The organism is Streptomyces sp. SID13666, from assembly GCF_010548325.1.
Taxonomy (GTDB): Bacteria; Actinomycetota; Actinomycetes; order Streptomycetales; family Streptomycetaceae; genus Actinacidiphila; species Actinacidiphila fildesensis.
On the sequence record NZ_JAAGLX010000051.1, the window covers coordinates 19,509 to 40,437 of the forward strand.

A 20,929-nucleotide genomic window follows, 5' to 3' on the forward strand; every position below is an offset into this window, starting at 1 on the left:
GTCGCACGGCTCCGAGTGACGGGGCTGTGCGCGGGACGCCGGGAATGCGGGGAATGCGCGGATGGACCTGGAGTTGCGGCACCTGCGGGTGCTCTGTGCCATCGCCGACTCCGGGAGCGTGAGCCGGGCGGCAGCGGTGCTCGGCTACTCGCAGCCGGCGATGAGCAAGCAGCTTCAGCGGATCGAGCAGTTCTTCGGCGTCGCGCTCTTCGAGCGCAACGCCTGCGGTGTCGAGGCGACCCGGCGCGGCGTCGAAGTGCTGACTCAGGCGCGTGACGTGCTGGCGCGCGCGGACGCGATTGGACGCTGTCCGGCCCTGGAGAGCACGGGCGGACTGCGGAGGCTGCGACTGGCTGCCACCAACTCGCCTGTGTTGCCCGGTATGGTCGCCCGGCTCCGCAGCCTCATGCCCGAAGACGCACTCAAGGTGGGCAGTGTCTACGCGGTCTCGGAGATCGTCGAGTTGTTGGAGCAGGGCGAGCTGGACGCCGCGATCGGCGTGGACTACCCGGGGCGGGAACTGCGGCACGCCGCCACGGTCAGGCATCGTGGCATCGCCACCGAACCGACGTTCGTGGCCGTGCCCGCGCGGCACCGGCTCAGGCACCGCGCGGAGGTCGCCTTGGCCGACTTCGCTGAGGAGGCGTGGTTCGTGACCCCCGACGACGGGGTCGGCTGGCCCGGGGTGTTCTACGCAGCCTGCGCGGAGGCCGGTTTCACCCCGGCCGCGGTGCACGAATACCTCGGCGAACAGCTGCAGTTGCAGTACATGATCGCCGACGGCCTCGGTGTCGCCGTCGTGCAGGCGACGACCCGGCCGATCCCCGGTGTGCTCGTCAAACCGCTGACCGGCACGCCGCTGTGGTGCCGCTACCTGCTCGCGTGGCGGCGGGAGAGCGTCACCGACGCGCTCGCGGAGGTGCTCTTCAGCTCCGCCGCCGCGTCGTACCGGGACCTCATCGCTAAGGCGCCGCACTTCCAGACCTGGACGTCGCGGGGCTGAGCGGCTACGGCTGATGCCCGATGTTATAGCAGCATCCCGCACTGTGCTATATCCCACCTCATTGCCTGTGGTCCATGACGGTGAGACGGTGCATCTCACGCCTCAGCACCCCCCCGAGGCGCATCCGTCCACCAAGGAGTTGGGATGCGTCAACGCTTCTCCCTGCCCGGATTCCTGGCAGTCGTCCTGGCGGCGAGCACCGCGTTCGTCGGCCTGCTCGCCACGCCGAGTCTCGCGGCACCCGCTGCCCGACCGGTCCACTCGTCCCCGGGCCTGACCCGCCCGCTGCCACCAGCCGGCCAGCGGACCGGCAGCGCCGCCGACCAGGCAGCGGTGCAGGGACAGCGGCTCCCCGCCACGCCGGGTACAACCGCGCCGGCCGTTTCGCAGTTGGTCGGAGCCGACACGGGCCAGAGCCAGAGCACCGAACTCCCTGCCACGATATCCAAGCCGCCGCCAGAGGCGCTGCGTGGCGCGCCCATCCTGTCCATGCCAAGCGCCTCGACGCCACGGCCGGCCAGCACCAGGCCCGCAGTCACCAGCCGGGCTGCCAGGGCGAGCATTGCGGGCGCGCAGGCATGCACCACGGCCGACTTCGCCGGCCGGACCGGTGCCGCGCTGGTGTCTTACATCAAGACCGTGGACTGGTTCACCTGCATCAACCCGCTGTTCTCCCTGAGCGGATCCGACGCGAACGCCGTGTTCAAGGAATCCCAGATGGCCGCGGTGGCCGGCGGCGTCGCGAGTGCGGCCTCCGCCTACACCGGCGACGACTCGGGCGGCATTTCCGAGTTGCTGTACTTCCTGCAAGCCGGCTACTACGTGCGGGACTTGCACCCCTCCGACGTCGGCACGTACGACTCCACGCTTACCAGCGCGGTCGAGTCCGGGCTCAACACGCTGTTCAGCAGTTCCCACTCCAGCGACGTCAGCGCGGGCAACGGCAGCGTGCTGTCCCACGCGTTCATCGTGACCAACAACGCCCAGGTCCCCGGCGACTACCTGAACGTCTACAAGCGGTACCTCAACGCCTACACCAGCGCCTGGGACGCCTACCCGGCCATGGACCAGGCATTGAACAGCATCTACTATCCGCTGTGGCGCGGATCCTGGTGGCTAATTCAGGCGACGAGGGAGAGATTCAGTCGGGCGAGGTGGCTGGTGCGGGTGCGGTCGATGGGGTGGCCGTTCCACCAGGCATCAAGACGGATCAGGTTCAATGCCACCGCGCTGTAGACGTGGTCGAGGTGAGTTTTCTTCAGACCGTGGTAGCGGGCACGGCGGATGCCGGTCACGGTGGTGGCCTGGTGGATGGTCCCTTCAACTCCGGCGCGTATCGCGTAGTTGCGCTTCCACTCGTCGGTCTCCTGCTGGGCACGCGCACTCTTCAGTGCCTCGTGCATCTCCTGGGGTTGCAGGGTGAGTTGACGGCGCTCAAGCTTCGAGGTGGTGCACTTCGGCCGTAGTGGGCAAGGACCGCAGACCGTAGGGGAGAAAACGACCACCCGTCTTGGCGAGGCCGCCTTGACGGCAGGGGCTCCAAGTCGTGCTCGTCTGCCCGGCCGGGCAGACGACCTCCCGGCCCTGCCAGTCGATGCGGAAGTCGTGGGTGGCGAAGCCCTCCTTAGCCCTGCCCTGGCGGGTCTGGTCGCTCAGCATCGGGGTGACCAGCACGACACCGAACCGCTTCACGGAGCCCACAATCAGCTCGGCCGAGGCATATCCGCTGTCCAGGTAGTGCTCCCCGGGCAGCAGTCCGCGTCGCTGGAGGACCTGGTGGACGGTGTCGAGCATGGCGTTGTCGGCGACGGTGGCGTCCGTCGTCGTGACGTTCGTGACCAGGTTCGGCCGGACGGCCCTGTGTCGTCGCGGACGCGCATCGCCGTTGTTGCCGCTCGCGGCCGGTTCAGCGGCCTGGCACGTCTCACTGATATGGATCTTGAAGCCGTTCCACAGAGTGTCGCCCTTGACGCTCCGGCGGGCATCGATGTCATACGGCGACGTCACACGCCGTTGGCCGGGCGGGAGACCGTCCACCTTCGCCTCCCGCCGCTTGACCACCTCCCGTCCACTGCCCGACACCGTGCGGGTATAGCTCTGCACCAGCACGCACCGCAAAACCTGGACAGCCGGCAGGTCCCGCAGCCACACCGGGGACACGGGTGCGTGGACCGCGGTGAGCAGGGCGAAGCCGTCCTGGCCGTAGTCGACAGCCAGCCGGGCGCGTTTGACCTTGGACGCGGGCGCGTGCCAGCCGGGGACCCGGTCGCCGTAACGCCGGCTCCAGGAGGGCACGTCGATCACCTGCTCCACCCAGCGCGGAGCCGCACAGACCAGTGCCTCCAGGGCGGCGCGGACCGTCTCACCGACCAGATCCAACTGGCTCAGATCCCGAACCGCCGAGATCACGTGAGTGGAGTCGGTACGCTGCTTGCCGCCGGCGCCCACCACCCCCTGCTCAACCAACCGGGCCAGCAGCAGATCCAGCACCTTCTCCTCCAGGCCGTGCGCGACCACCCGGGAGCGGAACTCCGAGAGCACGCTGTGGTCGAACCCCGGATCCTGAAGGTCCAGCCCGAGCGCGTACTTCCACGCCAGGTCCGTCCGCACCGCCTCGGCGGCCTGCCGGTCGGTGAGGTTCTCCGCCTTCTGCAGCACCGTGACCAGCGCGAGCCGCCCCGGTGACCAACCCGGCTTGCCGCGCTGCCCAAACGCTACCGAGAACTCACCGTCGGCGAACAACTCACCGAACCGGTCACGGACCCTCACCGCGAGCGGGACCTCCCGCCGGCCCCCATACATCGCCCCGATTGCGGCAGCAATCTGCGGGTCCGGCTCCGGCCAGGGCTGCGGCTGCACCGACACCACGCCTCCATCCTGCAGGCAGACACCACAAGACTGCCGCAACCCCCAGAATCCACCCACGACATGACCCACACTCACCAATCCACCGAATTAGCCACCAGGATCGGCGCGGTCCCGAAATACCGGCCTTCGTGACCGCGGTCACCGCAGACTCCAGCATTGCAGACACGCTGAACACCTTCACGCTCAACCACCGCGACCTGCTCGGCGGGCGCAACGACATGCTGGACTGGAACGCGGGCAACGTCATGGCCCGCCTGCTCATGATCCCGGCGCTGCAGGCGAAGATCCGCCCGCTGGCCAAGGTTCTGCTGGACGCTTCGTCCATCACCGGCCCCACGGCCAACCTATGGGTCCACGTCGCCTTCCGAACCGCTGTCGCCGACACGGCCGCGCAGTGCTCCTACTACGGCACCTGCAACCTGAAGGCCCGGCTGACCGCGGTCTCCCTGCCAATCTCCTACCCCTGCAGCAACTTCACGATCATGGCGGAGTCGCTGACGGCAACGGAGCAGACCGACGTCTGCACCAGCCTGAAGAACCAGCTCCCGTACTACCACGCCCTCGTCAAGGACAACGGCCCGATCCCCGGCCAGCACTTCGCGGTCAAGATGGTTATCTACGGAAGCAAGACCGACTACTCGACCTACTCTTGGGCGATCTTCGGCAACGACACCAACAACGGCGGCGAGACCCTGACCGGCACGCCGACAGACCCCAACAACATCGCCTACTCCATCCTCTACCAGAAGCCGTCCGACAACGGCTTCACGGCCCACGCCTGGAACCTCAACCACGAGTACACGCACGTCCTCCAGTCCATCTACGACATGAAGGGCACCTTCACCCAGGAGATCGCGGTCCCGGACATCTGGTGGATCGAGGGCCAGGCCGAGTACGTCTCCTACGGCTACCGCGGCGTCACCGACACCGGGGCGGTCACCGCGGCGGCCAAGCACACCTACGCACTGAGCACACTGTTCCAGAGCACCTACGGCAACAGCGACCAGACCCGCGTCTACCCCTGGGGTTACCTGGCGGTCCGGTACATGCTCGAGAAGCACCCGACGGACATCCAGACCATGCTCGCGCACTTCAGGACCGGTGACTACACCGGCGGCTACAACGTCTACAACGCCATCGGCAGCGCCTACGACGCGGACTTCAACAGCTGGCTCGACGCCTGCGCGGCCGGCGCCTGCACGGCGGGCGGGACACCGAGCGGGACACCGACGGCCGGGTTCAACGCGGCGGTCTCGGGCCTGACCGTGCGGCTGACCGACCGGTCCACCGAGTCCGGCAGCGGCAGCATCACCTCCTGGGCCTGGAACTTCGGCGACGGGACCACCGCCGGCACGGCCAACCCGTCCAAGACCTACGCCGCACCCGGCACTTACGCCATCTCCCTGACCGTCACCGACAGCAACGGGCACACCGCCAGCACCACCGTGCCGGTGACCGTCAGCGGCGGCGGCACACCGCCGTGCACGAACCCCGACACCCGGATGATGGGACAGAACTGCTCCCGCGCCAACCAGTCGGCCTCGGCCGGACACCTGGACTACCTCTACCTCTACCTGCCCGCCGGCACGACGACCCTCAAGGTCACCACGAACGGCGGCACCGGCAACGCGTACCTGTACTACAACGCCAACGCCTGGGCGACGAACACCGCCTACACGGCGTCGTCCACCCAGGCCGGCAACGCACAGAGCATCACCGTCACCAACAGCACGGCGGGCTATCGCTACCTCAGCCTGTACGCCCACACCGCGTTCAGCGGGGTCACCGTGACCACGCAGTACTGACAGACCAGTAGGACGCGCAACTCCTGCCAGGAGTTGCGCGTCCTACACCACAGCTATCGGGGCGGACCGGCACACGTCATCGCCGGTCGGCTCCTGGCGGATACGGGTGATCTTGGCCGAGAACTCCTACCAGGGGCTTCTTCATGTCGTGCGGCACCCCAACTGGCCATTCCGCTGGGCGGGCCGCTCTGGTACTGGCGGCAGGCATCAGGCGCTGCCCACGGTGCGGGGGCGCAGACGGTGGAGCAGGAGGCCGAGCCCGTATGCGAGGGGGTAGGTCATAGCGATCCAGATCAGGTACTGCCCCACCACCCTGTAGCCGAGCATCGGCAGCACGGCCCAGGGCAGCGAGGCCACGAGTATTCCCGCCATCCGGTGGTCCCGCCCTCCTTGCGCCGCAACGGCAACGAGGAGCGCCCCCGCCAGCAGGAGCAGTGTCCAGGTCGTCTGCCCGAGCATCAGCGCCGGAGCCACGGCCCTGAGACCAACCAGCGGAACGACCAAGAGCAGCGTCATCCCGGCCGCCTGCCTGCGGGCCGTGCCCGAATCGGGCCGCAGGTCCGGCGGGCAGCCCAGGATCAGGGCGACGACCAGAGCGACATGCAGCAGTCCCGGCATGACTGCGGCAGTCGGGTTCAGCAGCACGCCCGCCAGTGTCACCACCGCGGCGGCCGTTGCCAGCAGCCGCGCCCACTGCCAACGGCCGAGGACCGCGCCGATGGCCGTCAGCGCCATCAGGGCGGATGCCGCCAGTTCCACCTTCCCGTGGCCGAAGCGCCAGAGAGGGTCGGAGAAGTACATCCCGGTGGCGATCCATAGGGCCACCATGAGCGCGTGCCCTGCCGCGATCCCCACCACGTACGGCGCCGCTGCGCCAAGTGCCCGCCCCGCCGGGTCCCCCGAGGTAGCCCGGAGCCGGACGCGCAGCGCGTGCCCTGCGAGGTCCGCAGCTTCCCGCAGCCGGGCCGTTCGACCGGCGGCGGCGATGGCGTCTGCGTACGTGCCGGCCAGCTCGTCGCCGTGGAGCTGTCGGTATGCGGCCGGGTAGAGGCGCAGCAGGCGGCTGTCTTCACGATTCACGTGGTGGCCCCCTTCGGGGTGATTCGGGGGAGGCGGAGAGCAAGGCCCAGGCGGCGTTGTGCCTCGGCGGCGGTCGCACGCAGGCGTTCTGCCTCGGCGGTGAGCGTCGTACGGCCGCACGCGGTGAGGGCGTACGAACGGCGCAGGCGCCCGTCGACGGCCTCTTCGCTGTAGATCTCGATCAGCTCCTCCTTGAGGAGGCGGTCGAGTGCGCCGTACAGGGTGCCGGTGCGCAGTCGCACCCGGCCGCCGGAGATGGCGAGGACTTCCTGGACGATCGCGTACCCGTGGCGCGGCCGGTCCGCGAGCGCGGTCAGCAGCAGCAGGGTCGGTTCCTGCATCGGACGGTCTGTCATGACAGCACCATAAGTCGTCCAACGGCATATGTCACTGGTCGACCTATGGGGGATCGTGGCAAAGACCGCCCCATCATCGATGTTCGCCACCCCGCAACCCTGCGGCCGCACTCGCGGCGCCGGCAGCAACGGCCTGGCGATCTCCCACAAGCCATCCGGAACAATCCATCCCCACCGCCCACTCCCCCAACCCACCACAACGATCAACTGACCATGTAGGACACCGTCTTAATCAGACCCTGTGACGGCAGCGGAATCGCTGGATGGGGTGAGGCGCCGCAGACGGCGGGCCGATCCAGAGGCTCGCCCCCGGCCAGAGCTTCTGCCTCGACCGCGCCGCCCTGCCCTTCAGCCTCGCCGCAGGCGACGACCCGTGCATGTTCACCCGCTGGCGCCCCCGCCACTGACCGCTCCCGATCACGCGCGGCTGGGGACGCCTCCTGCTCTGCGGCCAAGGGCCCTTGCCACCTGCCATGATGTTTCTCATGCCGTCACTACCGATCCCGTGCCCCGCCCACCTCATCCCGGACGCCACGGGTCTCGACACGTTCAACACCGCGTACCAGGCGGCCACGATGGCGGACGCCGTGTACGTCGGCGTCGAGCGCCGCAGCCGGCGGTGGGCGGTCAAGGCCGACACGCTCACCGCCGCCCCGGGGCACGTCATCGACGACTGCGCGCACGAGGCTGTCCGCTGCGCCGCGATCCGTCTGGTCCGTAGCGGTGAGATCAGCTCCACTTCGGGGCCCCGGCCCGGGCCGGGGTACTACACACTGAACGGCCTGCCGAGCCAGGACAGGGCCCGCGAACTGGCCGCCGCACTGCACGCCGCCTTGTACGGAGACCTGGAGCCGCTGGCCCGCGCCGTGCCGACCACCCTGTCCTCCTGATACCCGTCCCACCCGACGCGGTCGATACTCAACGAAGCGGCGCACGCCGACTTCCGGCGGCTCCAGCCCGTCGGCGCGGATTCCGGCCCGCGCACGGGGACCATGAGCGCATGATCTACGGCTGCCAGCGCGCCAAGGGCGCGCCCGTGCTCGGAGCACGTCCCGCACAGGACGGGCCTTTCGGCCGCTGGCCCGAGCCCGCCGCCACCGGCGACGAAACGGACACCGGAGAGCCCGCCGCAGCGCTCGTTGCGGTGGGACGGCCGTGCGTGGGTGCGGCAGTCCCGGGGTGGCCGGCCGGTGGTAGCGGGACTGCCGGCCAGCCGCCACGCCGCTTCCCGTAGGTGTCGCGTCCCAGGAGGGTATGGGGGCGCCGGTGGGGGGCAGGGGGAGAAGATGGACGCTTTGGGAGAACTGCTGCAGACCGCCATGCGCACCCGGCACTGGAACGCGCAGGCGCTCGCGGACCGCACCGGCATCCGCACCCCGCGCATTCGCGCGTTCGCCCAGGACGGCGCCGACGGGCCCGTCCACCCCACCGGACCAGAACTGGCCGAACTCGCCGCCGCGCTGGCCCTGCCGCTGCCCCAGGTGCTGGCCGCCGCCCACGTTCCTGCCAGGATGCCGGCCTGACCCTGGCCCTGGCGGGCCCCGGCCCGGCCCTGATCGTCGTGCTGCTGCCCGTCATCCTCCTCGGCCTGCTCCTCGCCCTGGGCCGGTACGAAGAACACCTCTTCACCCCCAAAGCCCTGCGCCCTCACCGTCACCACGCCCAACACGCCCGCCACCCCCACCGGTGGAAGCGCACCGGCCACAAGTGACCGGCGCCCGACCTCGCCGGGTAGGGTGGAATGCGAGCAAAAAGGTGCGGAGACGGTGCAGCGGGTGTAGAAAACACGCACGGCACGAAGCGACGCCTGCCTCGCCCCCCCGTTATCTTTTTCGCGGTCCTGCAACGGGACCGCTGGCCTCCGGGCCCGGCCTGACTGTGTCCCCCTGTCGAAGGCATGACCTGGGGGGTGGTGTCACCGGGCCCGGGAGGTGCCGTCGGAGACGCTGATGAGAGGTCCGGCCACCGCCCGGTCCGGCGCAATGTCGGGCAGTTCGCGGGCGGCAGGTCTGCATAACGTGGATGCGCGCGTACGACACCGACGCCGAGGCCGGCACCGCCAACCCCCTTGGGAAGGGTGCGATGTTCGACACCGAAGACGTCGGCGTGTTCCTCGGCCTGGACGTCGGCAAGACCACACATCACGGCCACGGCCTCACACCAGCCGGCAAGAAGGTCTTCGACAAGCCGCTGCCCAACAGCGAGCCGAAACTGCGGGCCGTCTTCGACAAGCTGACCGCGAAGTTCGGCAACGTCCTGGTGATCGTGGACCAGCCCGCTTCCATCGGCGCTCTCCCGCTGGCCGTGGCCCGCGACGCCGCCTGCAAGGTCGCCTACCTGCCCGGACTCGCGATGCGACGGATCGCCGACCTCTACCCCGGGGAGGCCAAGACCGACGCGAAGGACGCCGCGGTGATCGCGGACGCGGCCCGAACCATGCCGCACACCCTTCGCACCCTGGAGCTGACCGACGAGATCACCGCCGAGCTGACCGTACTGACCGGCTTCGACCAGGACCTCGCCGCCGAGGCCACCCGCACCTCCAACCGGATACGCGGCCTGCTCACCCAGTTCCACCCCAGCCTGGAACGCGTCCTGGGCCCGCGCCTGGACCACCAGGCCGTCGCCTGGCTGCTGGAGCGCTACGGGTCCCCGGCCGCACTGCGCAAAGCCGGCCGCCGCAGACTCGCCGAGGCGATCCGGCCCAAGGCCCCGCGCATGGCAGCCCGGCTGATCGACGACGTCTTCGACGCCCTCGACGAACAGACCGTCGTGGTCCCGGGAACCGGCACCCTCGACGTCGTGATCCCGTCCCTGGCCCGCTCGCTCGCGGCCGTCCACGAACAGCGCCGAGCTCTGGAAGCGCAGATCAACACCCTGCTGGAGGCCCACCCTAATGGGCAGTGATGCGGGGCACCGCTAGGCCCACCCCGGCCCGTTGAGGCCCTGAAAGAGACTGCGGGCCCCGCATCACCCTCGTGACGGTGGTCGGTGCCGGAGAAACCGCACGCACCCCCGGACTTGGATCTTTTGGACAAGATCTGGCCTCCGGGGCCGTCCGGCGTCACGAGTCCGTACCCTCACCGCATCCAGTCCGATGATCGGATCGTTGAAGTTCATGGTCCGAGCCGTCCACAGGGATCACCTCTCACCCCGCCTGGAGCCGCCGAGCTCTGGAGTAGACCGAGGGCCCTGAGGACCGCTGGGGTCACGAACGGCCAATCGGATGCAGGGCCATCGAGCCCTTCCATTAGGGAGCCGCGTGCCCCCGCACGGCTGCGACCAGCAGCACGCCCCGAGTGAGAGGACGAACACGCCGCCATGACCGTCACCTGCGGAGTCGACTGGGCCAGCGACCATCACGACGTCGCCCTGGTCGACCAGGAGGGCACCTTGTTAGCCAGGGCCCGGATCACCGACGACCTCGACGGCCTGCACCAGCTCCTCGATCTCCTCACCACCCACGGAGACACCGCGAGCACCCCGGTCCCCGTAGCGATCGAGACCTCCCGCAGCCTCCTCGTCGCCTGCCTCCGCGCGACCGGCCGACCCATCTACGCCATCAATCCGATGGCCGCCGCCCGCTACCGCGACCGCCACACGGTCACCCGCAAGAAGTCCGACCACCTCGACGCCATGGTGCTCGCGAACATCTTGCGCACGGACAAGGCCGCGCACCGGCCGCTGCCAGACGACAGCGAGCTCGCTCGAGCGGTCGCCGTCCTCGCCCGCGCCCAGCAGGACGCGGTCTGGGACCGAACCCAGGCCGGCAACAAACTCCGCTCCCACCTGCGCGAATACTTCCCCGGTTTCCTCGCCGCCTTCCAGCAAAAGCGCGAAGGGATCAGCGGCAGCGTCGCCCGCGCCCTGTTGGCCGCGGCCCCCACCCCCGAACAGGCAGCCAAGCTCACCCGCGTCCAGCTGCGCTCGCTGCTGAAGAAGGCCGGCCGCGAGCGAGGCATCGAAACGGAAGCCGAACGGCTCCGAGACGCTTTGCGTGAACCACAAATGCGCCAGCCCGGCCAGGTCGAGCAGGCCATGGGACGCCAGACCATCGCCCTGCTCAGACAACTCGACGCTGCCTGCACAAGCGTCGAAGATCTCACCGAAGCCACAGCGGAGTCATTTGACACACACCCGGACGCCGAGATCATCACCAGCTTTCCGGGGCTCGGGTCTATCACCGGCGCCCGGGTCCTCGCCGAGATCGGCGACGACCGATCCCGCTTCACCGACGCGAAAGGCCTCAAAGCCTTTGCAGGGGCGGCACCGGTCACCCGGGCGTCCGGCAGAAGCCTCGCGGTCATGGCCCGCAGGGTCAAGAACCAGCGCTTGGCCTCGGTCGGCTACCTCTGGGCCTTCGCCAGCCTGACCGCCTCACCCGGCGCCCGCGCCCATTACGACCGGCGACGAGCCGACGGAGACCGCCACACAGCCGCCCAGCGGAATCTCTTCAACCGCATGCTCGGCTGCCTCCACCACTGCCTCACTAAACGAAGCCGCTACGACGAGCTCACCGCGTTTCCCACTCCATCCGCCCCACAATTGACAACCGCCGCTTGACAGATCAACTGCATCGGATGTCTCTTTCCCAAGTCCTGACGTCGATGCCCGGCATCGGCGTCAGGACCGCCGCCGTCCTGCTGACCACCGTCGGCGACGGCACCAGCTTCCCCAGCGCCGCCCACCTCGCCTCCTATGCCGGCCTCGCCCCGACCACCAGGCAATCCGGGACCTCGATCCACGGCGAACACGCACCCAGAGGCGGAAACCGGCAGCTCAAACGTGCGATGTTCCTCTCCGCCTTCGCCTGCATGAACGCCGATCCCGCCTCCCGCACCTACTACGACAAGCAACGCGCCCGCGGAAAGACACACGCCCAAGCTCTCCTCCGCCTCGCCCGCCAACGCATCAGCGTCCTGTTCGCCATGCTCCGCGACGGAACCTTCTACGAGCCCCGGACCCCCACCGTCACCCTCACCGCATGACCAAGGCAAACAGCCACAAACCCGACGGCACAGCCTTGACGAAAGACATAGAGGCACCCCCCCGTCGAGGCAGCGCACGACCCCCCGGTCAGCTTCGTACCCCACAGGTGGCCGCCGGCCCTCAACAGGCCGGTGGTCATCCGTGCGCGGCGGCCCGACCCCGGCCCGCCCCATCGTTTCTCAGCTCTGGACCGGCACAGCCCCGCCCTGCGCACTGCGCGGGGTGTGCACCATGACGGCGGCGAGGTCCAGATCGAGGCGGCAGGGATAGGTCCCCCGGTGGAGGGGGCGGGCGGCTGACTACTGCACGCGTCCTTCGGTCGCCGTCTCGTCCTCGTCGTCGTCGGGCAGATGAACGTCGTTGACGGCGATGTTCACCTCGACGACTTCCAGACCCGTCATCCGTTCGACTGCTGCGATGACGTTCTCGCGGACCTCTGCCGCGAGATCGGCGATGGCGACCCCGTATTCCACGACGACCGCGAGGTCGATGGCGGTCTGGATCTCACCGACCTCGACCTTGACCCCCTGGGTGACGCCCGCACGTGCGCCGGGGACCATGCCGCGCACCGCGCCCATGGTGCGGGCGAAGCCACCGCCCAGAGCGTGGACACCTGGCACCTCCCGCGCCGCCATCCCCGCGATCTTCTCCACCACGCCGTCCGCGATGGTTGTCCTGCCCCGGGCCGCCGCAACCGCGTCCGCTCCGGTCTTTCCCTGCAAGGTCGTCGCGCCAGAAGCATGAGGATCGCTCTTGGCTGCGCTCGTCGCCTCCGTCACGGGAAGCCACCTCCTCGATCAGGCGGACCCCAAAGGCCCGCGAAAGTATCGGCCACACACCTACTCCTACCCGCCCAGGCCCGGACCCGCTCGCTGGGGGTCCGGTCGCGCCGGGCACCGGGTATCGCGGTCATCGCAGGTTGCCTCTCCTCGAACCTCGATGCGACCGAGACCAGCGCACCGCGGCGAAGACCCAGGTGGCCACGAAGAGCACGATGGCGATGACCAGCAGGTATCCCAGCCCCTCCACCACCGCGCCAATGAGTCCCAACACGACAGCCACCAGGATCAGAAACAGGAAGAGCGTCATAGCCGATCACCTCCACCGGCCCGAAGTTTGCAGATCGCCGCTCAAAATGCCTTGCTCCTTCAGCGTGCCTCCCTCTGCCCTCCGATGCCAAGGCCGGGCACACAACCAGGCGCACATCTCCCGCGATCTCCTTGAAGCCTCACACAGGTGCCGCCCTCATCCACCGCCGGCGGGTACCGGGACTCATCTGGGCACCCCCCGCCGGTCAGCGGGCCCGGGTGACGTTCTTGGACATCTGCCGGCCGGCCTCGCGCACGGCGATCACCTCGTCCTGCGCGTCGGCCAGCTCGCGCCGCAAGGAGTCGTTCTGCGTGCGCGCCGCCGCAAGTTCCGCCTGGGGATGACGGTGGGCGTCCGGCGGAGCCGGCCGCTGGACGTGGCCAGGCCCCGGCCAACTGGACCGCGGGCCGGGGCCTGGGTGGTGCTGGGTCAGGCGGCGTCCTGGGGCTTGCGGACCTTGCCGGGCTTGACGGTGTGGCTGGCCTTTGTGGTCCGTGCTGTCCGGCCTGCGGCGGGGGCGGTGCAGGCGGTGACGGCGTCGGCAGTCACGGTCGACGGGGCGACGGGGCGACGGGGCGACGGGGCGACGGCGACAGAACACGATGCATGGGCCACCGGCGCTTGTGAGGTGCGGATGATCCGGCCTTCGACCACGGTATTTGCGCTGCGTTTTCGTATGAGACACATGAGGTCTTTCATTTCCCGCTGACCATGGGTGTCCGAAAATGTCGAAAATCCTGGTATTCGGCCATCCCGGCTCAAACAAGGGAAAGGCGAGCAGTCGGCGTAGTGTGTCATCGTTGCCCGGCTCTACCTGTCCTGGCGCTGCGCCGGCGCGCTCATGGGGCGCCGGGCGCCGGGTGGCCAGGAGCGACTTTCGACTGCCGCAACCTGACAGAAACCCAGGTCAGCGGCTACAAGTCTCAAAATTTGGGACAGGGTGGCCGCTCATCGGCGCTTGGCAGCCAAACCAACGAGCCCAGGGGAAACACTATATTCGGGGGATTTCGCCTACCGCAGATGAAGTGCTGCCGTACCGGGCAAATGTCGATGGAGATCGCACTCCTCATACCATTACAAATATTGGGTCATGCGTGTCTTATAGGAAGGGCCTGGAATTTGCGCACTGCCCCGGTGGCATGCGGCACGGAAACCCATTTGGGGAACATTTATTCCCTTCTCGGTGTCGTGTCGGCCTGATTTCGCGCCTCGGCTCCATCCCCGCTTCACCCGACCTGGAGGAACCCTGTGAACAGGAAACAGACCGCCGCTCTCCTCGCCCTGCCCACGCTCTTCGCCGGCGTAGCGCTCTTCCTCGGCACTCCCGCCGATGCGTCTGCTCTGGCCTGCACCGCGGGAACCGCGGGTGTCGCCGGCGCCAACGGCAATGCCGCCCACCCCGCCGGCTTTCCCGGCACCGCGGGCGGTCCCGCGACCGGAACCGGGGACTGCGCGGGCGGTGCGGGTGGTCCCGGCGGCAACGGTGTCCAGGGCGGGGTCGGTGGTGCGGGCGGCAACGGCGGGGCCGGTCTCGGCGGCGGCTCCGGTGGAGCGGGTGCCATCGGCGGTAACGGCGGCCCCAACGGTGCGGCGGGCGGTAACGGTGGCACCGGTGCCACCGGCGGCCTCGACGGCGCGGGCGGCGCGGGCGGAGCAGGCGGCGCGGGCACCAAGGGCGGTGCGGGCGGCACGGGTGGTTCGGGCGGTAACTCCGGTGCCAACGCCGGATCAGGTGGACGCGGTGGCATCGGCGGTGCCGGGGGGTCGGCCGGTGGTGCGGGCGGTAACGCCGGTAACGGTGGCATCGGCCACGGCGGCGGCGCGGGCGGCAACGGCGGCGCCGGCGGCATCAACAGCTTTGGTAACGGCGGCAAGGGCGGCACGGCCGGAAGCGGCGGCAACGGCAGCACGGGCGGTGCTTACCCGGGCGGCGCCGCAGGTATCGGCGGGGCCGGTGGCCTGAGCTCCGGAGGCCTCCTCAACTCTGGCGGCAACGGGGGCAGCGGGGGCAATGGCGGCGCCAAGTCCGGTGCCAGCGCAGATGGTGCCTGCGGTATCGGCGGCGCCGGCGGCAATGCCACCGGGGGCCTGCTCTTCCACGGCGGCACCGGCGGGACCGGCGGAACCTTCGGTGGCGGCAGCCCCTGCGCGAACGGGGCCAACGGCACACCGTGACCTGCCACACCCACCCCCACGACATCGCGCCGCAAGGACACGGGTGCGGTCCCGGGGCGTGACGGCCGCACCCTGGCCCCCTCGTCTGTGAGAGTCGGCGAGCCGACTCTCACAGACGAGGGTCCACCCGGGGCTGACATCCGCACGGGCAAGGGCACCGCTGAGAAGCGACGGCGCACGCTCGGGCCATGGGTGCGTTCCCGCCTTTACCGCAGCACGCTCCCGCAACGTAAGCCGTTCTCCCGCCGCCGCTGGAAATGCTCACGGGGGTGGTGACATCGCTGCTTGCCGTACTCGGCGGTGTTCTCTGGGTCCTAGCCGTCGGGCTCATCGCTGCGACGGCGGGGCTGGAGTACGACAGGGCGGGCGGTCTCGCGGGCGCTTCCTGCTCCGGCGGAAGCGGTGCGACTATCTAGTGTCCTGCGCCGGAAATCCTAGCGATATATTCCGATAAGGAATTGAGGATTTCGTCGGCTGTTTTGGTCCAGGTGAACGGCTTGGGGTCCTCGTTCCAGGTCTTGACCCAGGTGCGGATGTCGGCTTCGAGGGCTTGCACTGAGGTATGCGTGCCGCGGCGAATAAGTTGGTCGGTGAGGTGCCCGAACCATCGTTCGACCTGGTTGATCCAGCTCGAGCCGGTGGGTGTGAAGTGGACGTGGAAGCGGGGATGTCGTCCGAGCCATGCCTTGATCGCAGGTGTCTTGTGTGTGGCGTAGTTGTCACAGACCAGGTGGACATCAAGTTCGGCGGGCACCGCCTTGTCTATCTTGACCAGGAACTTCTTGAACTCGACTGCGCGGTGCCGGCGGTGCAGCGAGCTGATAACCCTGCCGTCGTCGATGTCGAACGCCGCGAACAGGCTGGTAACGCCGTGCCGTTGGTAGTCATGGGTGCGCCGTTCCGGCATGCCAGGCATCATCGGCAGTACTGGCTGGGTGCGATCCAAAGCCTGGACTTGGGACTTTTCATCGACGCAGAGCACCACCGCCTTCTCCGGAGGGTGGTGGTAGAGCCCGACGACGTCGACGACCTTCTCCACGAACTGCGGGTCGGTGGAAAGTTTGAAGGAGTCCTGGATGTGCGGTTTCAGGTCGAACTTCCGCCAGATCCGTCCGATCGTCGACTTCGACAGCCCCGTGCGCTGGGCCATCGAGGCACGGGACCAGTGGGTGGCGTTGCGGGGAGTGGACTCCAAGGTCATGACGATGACCTCCTCGACCCGGTCGAGGAGAATCGACGGCGGCCGGCCCGGACGGAGTTCGTCGGCCAAGCCTTCCAGTCGGGACTCCACAAACCGGCGCCGCCAACGGCCCACGGTGGACACCGACGTTCCCAGCTCGGCGGCGACGCGCTTGTTCGATGCCTCTTCGGCGCACGCCAGCACGATCCGTGCCCGCAATGCCAGAGCCTGCGAGGTCTTCGCCCGACGCGCCCAGCGCGTCAACTGCTCCCGCTCGACGTCCGTCAGGCTCAAGACGCCCTTCGGCCTGCCCGACCTGCTGGTATCGGCCAAGCCTTCCAGCCGTGATTCCACGAATCGCTTCCGCCACTTGGCCACCGTCATCGCCGATACACCCAGATCCGTGGCGACCTGCGCGTACACGACACCGTGCGCCGCACACCGCAAAACGACCCGAGCCCGCACTGCCAGCCTCGACGAATCCCGCGACCAGCGCACCAACTGATCACGCTCGTCAGCGGTCAGTACAAACTCGACGGAAGAACGCTCCGAACGCGGCATCCAAAAACTCTAGCAACTTAAGACCGCTATTTCAGGTGCATGACACTAGGGCCTGTTCTGGGTTCCAATCTTCGGGAAGTCGGGTTTGCCTCCGCGAAGGGCTGCCGACTTGATAGAAGGTCGGGATGACGCGTGGTGATCTGGCCGATGGCGAGTGGGAGTTGGTTTGAGCCGTTCCTCCCGATCAGGGAGCGCGGCCCGTATCCGGGGCGGTTGCGGGACTGTTTCAACGGGGTGATGTGGCGTTTCCGGACGGGCAGTCCGTGGCGGGACGTGCCCGAAGGTACGGGCCCTGCCAGACCGTCTACCAGCGCTTTCACGCCTGGGCCCTGACGGGGACGTTCCAGGCCCTGATGGAGGCGATGATCGCCGAGGCCGCCGCGCGCGGGCAGGTCGAACTCGGCCTGGTGAGCGTGGACTCCACCGTGGTGTGTGCGCATCACGACGCGGCCGGGATGGTCGTCGACGCCGAACTCCTGGGCAAGTTGGAGAAGTCCGTCGACGAGGAAGAGGGGATTCGCGAAAGCGGCAAAAGGTGCCGGTGACGGCGGTGGTGGTTGCGGCGGTGCCCGTCGCGGGGGCCGCCGAGGCGGCACGTGAGGAGCGTCGGCGGGTGCGACGCCGACGCAGGGCCCGCCTGCGGGCGGCCGAACTGGGACGCTCGCGCGGCGGACTCACCGCGAAGATCCACCTCTCGGCCGACCGACGCTGCCGACCGCTGTCCTTCGTCCTGACCCCCGGCCAGGCCGCCGACAACCCGCGTTTCGTCGCCGTCGTCGAGGGCATCGTCGTCCGCGGACCCGTCGGCCGGCCCCGCACCCGCCCCGGCGCCGTCGCCGACAAGGCCTACTCCACCGGAGGGCGATGGAGTCATGAGCGAGGACATCGAGGGCCAGGGCGATGTCGCCGAACCGCTGCGGCCGCCGCTGGACGCCGTGAAGGTCCGGGAGATGACGGCGGGGCTGCGCGAGGCGATGGACGACGTCCGGCGCTAGGTGGCGGTGAACATCGCCTCGGTCGTCTTCCGCCCGAAGCAGGAGGCGGTGCTGGTCTACCTCAAGGTCGACCCGGAGACGGTCGAGTTGGAGGCGGGCTTCTCGCGTGACATGCGCGGTATCGGCCACCTCGGGACGGGCGATCTGGAGGTGCGGATCGCGTCGGCGTCGGACCTGGAGAAGGCGGGGCCGCTGATTCGGCGGGCGTTCGCGGCTTGACGTACGAACAAGGACGGCTGGTGCATCGGTGTCTCGATGCTCCAGCCGCCCTTTGGCGTCTGTGGTCCGTCGGCCCTGTCCTGGTCGTTCTCATACTCACGCCTCCGGCCCTGCCAGGTCGAAGTCGTCCTGGGTTAGTTCCGCTCGGAGCCTTGCCTCGGCAACGTCGGCGTAATGCGACGACAGTTCGACGCCAAGGAAGTGCCGGCCTTCGCGCAGGGCGGCGACGCCTGTGGAACCGCTGCCGGTGAACGGATCGAGGACGGTGCCGCCTTCGGGGCATATCTGGACGAGCTGCTGCATGATCTCGACGGGCTTTTGGGTGATGTGGACGCGGTCCTTACGGGGCTGCGACGCGATGAAGTGGCCGGGGAGGTAGAGGTCTCGGTCCTTGGCGAGGGTGCCCTTGACGCCCCAGGTGATGAACTCTGCCGACTGTTTGAAGCCGCCCTTGCGGGGTCGGCTAGCGGGCTTGATCCAGGGGATCGTGCCGCACCAGGTCCATCCCGCCATCTGCAGGGCATCGCTGGTGGTGGGCTCCTGGCGCCAGTCGGAGAAGACCATGGCCACCGCGTGCTCGGTCGCGGCCCGGTAGGACTCGGTGAGCAGGGCGGTCAGCCAGCTCCGGTACGAGCGCTGATCTCGGTTCTCGCCGGGGAAGTTCTGCAGGTCGTGCGCGGAGTTGCTGGTGACGTACTTCGCGCGTGCGGTGCGGCCGGTGCGGTCCGAACTGGTGCGCCCGCCGGAGTTGTACGGGGGGTCGGTGATGACGGCGTGGACGCTCTCATCGGGCAGGGTCTTGAGCACAGTGAGGGCGTCGCCTCGATGCAGCGTGTAGCTCATGCGCAGGGCCTCTTTCAGGGCATAGGCGGGTGTTGCCCCGGCGAAGGTCGTCCCGGTCAGGGTCCTTCGGCGTGGGGTCTGGCGGAGGTTAGCCGGTAATTCCGGCCGCACCCTGGCGAGCCGCTCGACGCGGCGGGGTCACTTCGAGGGCTCGTTTGGTGCGGCCGGAATTCGCGTCTACTGTCTGGCCACGTCACCGCGGCGGAGCCTAGCTCCACCCCTGCTGACCTGTGTTTTTCCGTGCTGCCGCGTCCAATTGCGTAGTGCGAAGGGCACGTTCATCGCCTGTTCCCGCACCTTCGAGGAGACCCCGTGTACCGGCTGAGATTACGAGCGCGGCTGGCTGCCGCGCAGGACCTTTAACCGGCGTCCGGGAGCTACCAACTCCCCTGACTCGGGCCGCCTACATCCGGGCGGATTCATACCGGCGCGGTGCCGGCGGCTGTCCACGAGGAACCGGCACCGCGCCTCCTACGACACGCAAGGAGCCACAGCGATGCTGCACGCCCTGATACACCCCCATCCACGCTCCGACCCGCGGCCGATCTATTCCGCTCGCTTCGGCACGGGACGGATGCGATGAGCAAGACCGCCGGAGCCGCCGTCGCGCTTCTCGCCGCTACACCGCTTCTGCTGGCCGTTCCGATCCTCGCCATCACCGCCGGGAGTGCCTCGGCTTCCTGTTCCCCCGGCGGTACACAGGTTGTGGATACCGCGGCGGTGGCCGCGCAGGTGAAGGCGATCCTGGACGGCGGCGGCAAGGGCACGGTCGCTGTCCCCGGGCTGGATGATCCCGCCGAGCAGATTCCCAATGCCAAGACCATCCAGGCCACCGGTGTCGCGATGCACATCCCCGTACGGGGGCAGGTCGTGGCGCTGGCGACCGCCCTCCAGGAGAGCGGCCTGCGCAACCTGAACTACGGCGACCGAGACAGCCTGGGACTGTTCCAGCAGCGTCCATCGCAGGGGTGGGGAACCGCGGCGCAGATCCTCGACCCGGTGCACGCCAGCACCAGCTTCTACACGGCCCTGAAGGAAGTGTCCGGGTGGGAGTCGATGACCGTCACCCAGGCCGCCCAGGCGGTGCAGCACTCAGGCCTTCCCAACGCTTATGCCAAGTGGGAGCCGCTGTCCACCGCGCTGCAGACGGCGATTGCTTCGGCACGCGGCCAGAGCAGTGGCACACCCTCTCCCAGTCCAACGGGTACTGGCGGCCCGCCGTCTACCAACGGTTCGGGGAGTGGAGGTTGTTCGGGTGGGGGTGACGGTACCGATTTCGGGACCATCCCTGCGGGGTCCGTACCGGCCGGGTACGTCATTCCGGCCGACGCGCCGCCGAAGGTGAAGACCGCGATTCGCTGGGCCATGGTCCAGCTCGGCACTCCGTACCAGTGGGGCGGCAGTTGCGCGGACTCCCATGGGCCGGACCCGATGGGCCGCTGTGACTGCTCCTCGCTGATGCAAGGGGCTTACCAAGCGGCGGGGGTCTCCCTGACCCGAACGACCTATACGCAGGTCGGGGAGGGTCAGGTGGTCTCGGTCGATGCGCTGAAACCCGGCGACCTGCTGTTCACCGAGGGCACCGCCCAGGTACCCGAACACGTGGGAATGTTCATCGGCTCGGGCCTGATCATCCAGGCCCCGCACACCGGCGACGTGGTCAAGATTTCGACCCTCGCTTCCTGGAAGCCGCAGATCCTCGCGGCCCGCCGAGTCCTCTGACCGGCGCCTTCCCCTCACACCCTCTCCGCACCGCCGTAGCGCCC

The 20,929-nt window shown here is 68.7% G+C and carries 20 protein-coding genes and 5 pseudogenes; 16 read left to right on the forward strand and 9 right to left on the reverse strand.

Annotated elements, in window-relative coordinates; all coding sequences use genetic code 11:
• Positions 1–61 precede the first annotated feature (61 nt).
• Positions 62–1,003, forward strand: coding sequence for a LysR family transcriptional regulator (locus tag G3I60_RS37655; RefSeq protein WP_164298814.1), 942 nt, complete (start codon positions 62–64; stop codon positions 1,001–1,003).
• 144 nt (positions 1,004–1,147) lie between these two features.
• Positions 1,148–2,239 (forward strand): M9 family metallopeptidase N-terminal domain-containing protein, encoded by a 1,092-nt coding sequence (locus G3I60_RS37660; RefSeq protein WP_164298812.1) that lies wholly within the window; start codon positions 1,148–1,150, stop codon positions 2,237–2,239.
• Here the strand turns inward: G3I60_RS37660 and G3I60_RS46005 are convergent.
• Entirely contained in the window at positions 2,125–2,508 is a 384-nt protein-coding gene (locus G3I60_RS46005; protein WP_343241861.1) for a transposase, read from the reverse strand. The genes G3I60_RS37660 and G3I60_RS46005 overlap by 115 nt on opposite strands.
• Positions 2,438–3,940 (reverse strand): transposase, encoded by a 1,503-nt coding sequence (locus G3I60_RS37665; protein WP_343241860.1) that lies wholly within the window; start codon positions 3,938–3,940, stop codon positions 2,438–2,440. Before G3I60_RS37665 ends, G3I60_RS46005 begins: the two co-directional genes overlap by 71 nt.
• Positions 3,941–3,999: 59 nt before the next feature.
• On the opposite strand from G3I60_RS37665, the gene G3I60_RS37670 reads away from it, so the two are divergent.
• Positions 4,000–5,676, forward strand: coding sequence for a collagenase (locus G3I60_RS37670; RefSeq protein WP_343241859.1), 1,677 nt, complete (start codon positions 4,000–4,002; stop codon positions 5,674–5,676).
• A gap of 207 nt (positions 5,677–5,883) precedes the next feature.
• Here the strand turns inward: G3I60_RS37670 and G3I60_RS37675 are convergent, their stop codons facing one another.
• The 3 genes and pseudogenes from G3I60_RS37675 to G3I60_RS46950 form a co-directional block, all read right to left on the reverse strand.
• Positions 5,884–6,756 carry a hypothetical protein gene (locus G3I60_RS37675; protein ID WP_164298808.1) on the reverse strand — a complete coding sequence of 291 codons (873 nt, stop codon included), beginning with the start codon at positions 6,754–6,756 and terminating at the stop codon, positions 5,884–5,886.
• On the reverse strand, positions 6,753–7,112 hold the full coding sequence (locus tag G3I60_RS37680) for a PadR family transcriptional regulator (protein ID WP_164298806.1): 360 nt from the start codon (positions 7,110–7,112) through the stop codon (positions 6,753–6,755). Before G3I60_RS37680 ends, G3I60_RS37675 begins: the two co-directional genes overlap by 4 nt.
• Before the next feature lie 90 nt (positions 7,113–7,202).
• Positions 7,203–7,307, reverse strand: a pseudogene (locus tag G3I60_RS46950) (IS5/IS1182 family transposase); the annotation flags it as partial.
• Positions 7,308–7,597: 290 nt separating this feature from the next.
• Between G3I60_RS46950 and G3I60_RS37685 the strand changes: the two are divergent.
• The 6 genes and pseudogenes from G3I60_RS37685 to G3I60_RS37710 form a co-directional block, all read left to right on the forward strand.
• Complete coding sequence (locus G3I60_RS37685) at positions 7,598–8,002, forward strand: hypothetical protein (RefSeq protein WP_164298804.1); 405 nt, start codon at positions 7,598–7,600, stop codon at positions 8,000–8,002.
• A 396-nt stretch (positions 8,003–8,398) separates the two neighbouring features.
• Positions 8,399–8,635: an XRE family transcriptional regulator gene (locus G3I60_RS37690; RefSeq protein ID WP_164298802.1), complete on the forward strand. Its 237-nt coding sequence runs from the start codon at positions 8,399–8,401 to the stop codon at positions 8,633–8,635.
• A 38-nt stretch (positions 8,636–8,673) separates the two neighbouring features.
• On the forward strand, positions 8,674–8,823 hold the full coding sequence (locus G3I60_RS37695) for a hypothetical protein (protein WP_164298800.1): 150 nt from the start codon (positions 8,674–8,676) through the stop codon (positions 8,821–8,823).
• A 371-nt stretch (positions 8,824–9,194) separates the two neighbouring features.
• A pseudogene (locus G3I60_RS37700) lies at positions 9,195–10,007 on the forward strand (transposase); the annotation flags it as partial.
• Between the two features lie 426 nt (positions 10,008–10,433).
• Positions 10,434–11,675 (forward strand): IS110 family transposase, encoded by a 1,242-nt coding sequence (locus G3I60_RS37705; protein ID WP_164298798.1) that lies wholly within the window; start codon positions 10,434–10,436, stop codon positions 11,673–11,675.
• A gap of 23 nt (positions 11,676–11,698) precedes the next feature.
• Positions 11,699–12,100: pseudogene (locus tag G3I60_RS37710) on the forward strand (transposase); the annotation flags it as partial.
• A gap of 300 nt (positions 12,101–12,400) precedes the next feature.
• On the opposite strand, the gene G3I60_RS37715 reads toward G3I60_RS37710, so the two are convergent.
• Both G3I60_RS37715 and G3I60_RS37720 read right to left on the reverse strand, forming a co-directional pair.
• Complete coding sequence (locus tag G3I60_RS37715; RefSeq protein ID WP_164298796.1) at positions 12,401–12,880, reverse strand: Asp23/Gls24 family envelope stress response protein; 480 nt, start codon at positions 12,878–12,880, stop codon at positions 12,401–12,403.
• 130 nt (positions 12,881–13,010) lie between these two features.
• Entirely contained in the window at positions 13,011–13,190 is a 180-nt protein-coding gene (locus tag G3I60_RS37720) for a hypothetical protein (protein ID WP_164298794.1), read from the reverse strand.
• 1,248 nt (positions 13,191–14,438) lie between these two features.
• On the opposite strand from G3I60_RS37720, the gene G3I60_RS37725 reads away from it, so the two are divergent.
• Positions 14,439–15,365: a hypothetical protein gene (locus G3I60_RS37725; RefSeq protein WP_164608325.1), complete on the forward strand. Its 927-nt coding sequence runs from the start codon at positions 14,439–14,441 to the stop codon at positions 15,363–15,365.
• 412 nt (positions 15,366–15,777) lie between these two features.
• On the opposite strand, the gene G3I60_RS37730 is transcribed toward G3I60_RS37725, so the two are convergent.
• Positions 15,778–17,106: an IS630 family transposase gene (locus G3I60_RS37730; RefSeq protein WP_203674860.1), complete on the reverse strand. Its 1,329-nt coding sequence runs from the start codon at positions 17,104–17,106 to the stop codon at positions 15,778–15,780.
• A 147-nt stretch (positions 17,107–17,253) separates the two neighbouring features.
• Here G3I60_RS37730 and G3I60_RS47145 point away from each other — a divergent pair, with 147 nt between their 5' ends.
• From G3I60_RS47145 to G3I60_RS37745, 5 genes and pseudogenes are all read left to right on the forward strand, one after another.
• The gene (locus G3I60_RS47145; protein WP_369334873.1) at positions 17,254–17,439 is read left to right on the forward strand and encodes a transposase; all 186 of its coding nucleotides are present in this window, start codon (positions 17,254–17,256) and stop codon (positions 17,437–17,439) included.
• Positions 17,370–17,651, forward strand: a complete 282-nt coding sequence (locus tag G3I60_RS37740) for a transposase (RefSeq protein ID WP_164299322.1) — start codon at positions 17,370–17,372, stop codon at positions 17,649–17,651. Before G3I60_RS47145 ends, G3I60_RS37740 begins: the two co-directional genes overlap by 70 nt.
• A gap of 95 nt (positions 17,652–17,746) precedes the next feature.
• Positions 17,747–17,860: pseudogene (locus G3I60_RS46010) on the forward strand (IS5/IS1182 family transposase); the annotation flags it as partial.
• Positions 17,861–17,978: 118 nt separating this feature from the next.
• Positions 17,979–18,101: a hypothetical protein gene (locus G3I60_RS46605; RefSeq protein WP_275406031.1), complete on the forward strand. Its 123-nt coding sequence runs from the start codon at positions 17,979–17,981 to the stop codon at positions 18,099–18,101.
• A 6-nt stretch (positions 18,102–18,107) separates the two neighbouring features.
• Positions 18,108–18,320 (forward strand): annotated as a pseudogene (locus tag G3I60_RS37745) (hypothetical protein); the annotation flags it as partial.
• A gap of 96 nt (positions 18,321–18,416) precedes the next feature.
• Here the strand turns inward: G3I60_RS37745 and G3I60_RS37750 are convergent.
• Positions 18,417–19,163, reverse strand: a complete 747-nt coding sequence (locus tag G3I60_RS37750) for a site-specific DNA-methyltransferase (RefSeq protein WP_164299346.1) — start codon at positions 19,161–19,163, stop codon at positions 18,417–18,419.
• 579 nt (positions 19,164–19,742) lie between these two features.
• Between G3I60_RS37750 and G3I60_RS37755 the strand changes: the two genes are divergently transcribed.
• Entirely contained in the window at positions 19,743–20,885 is a 1,143-nt protein-coding gene (locus tag G3I60_RS37755; RefSeq protein WP_164299344.1) for a C40 family peptidase, read from the forward strand.
• Positions 20,886–20,929: the final 44 nt, after the last annotated feature.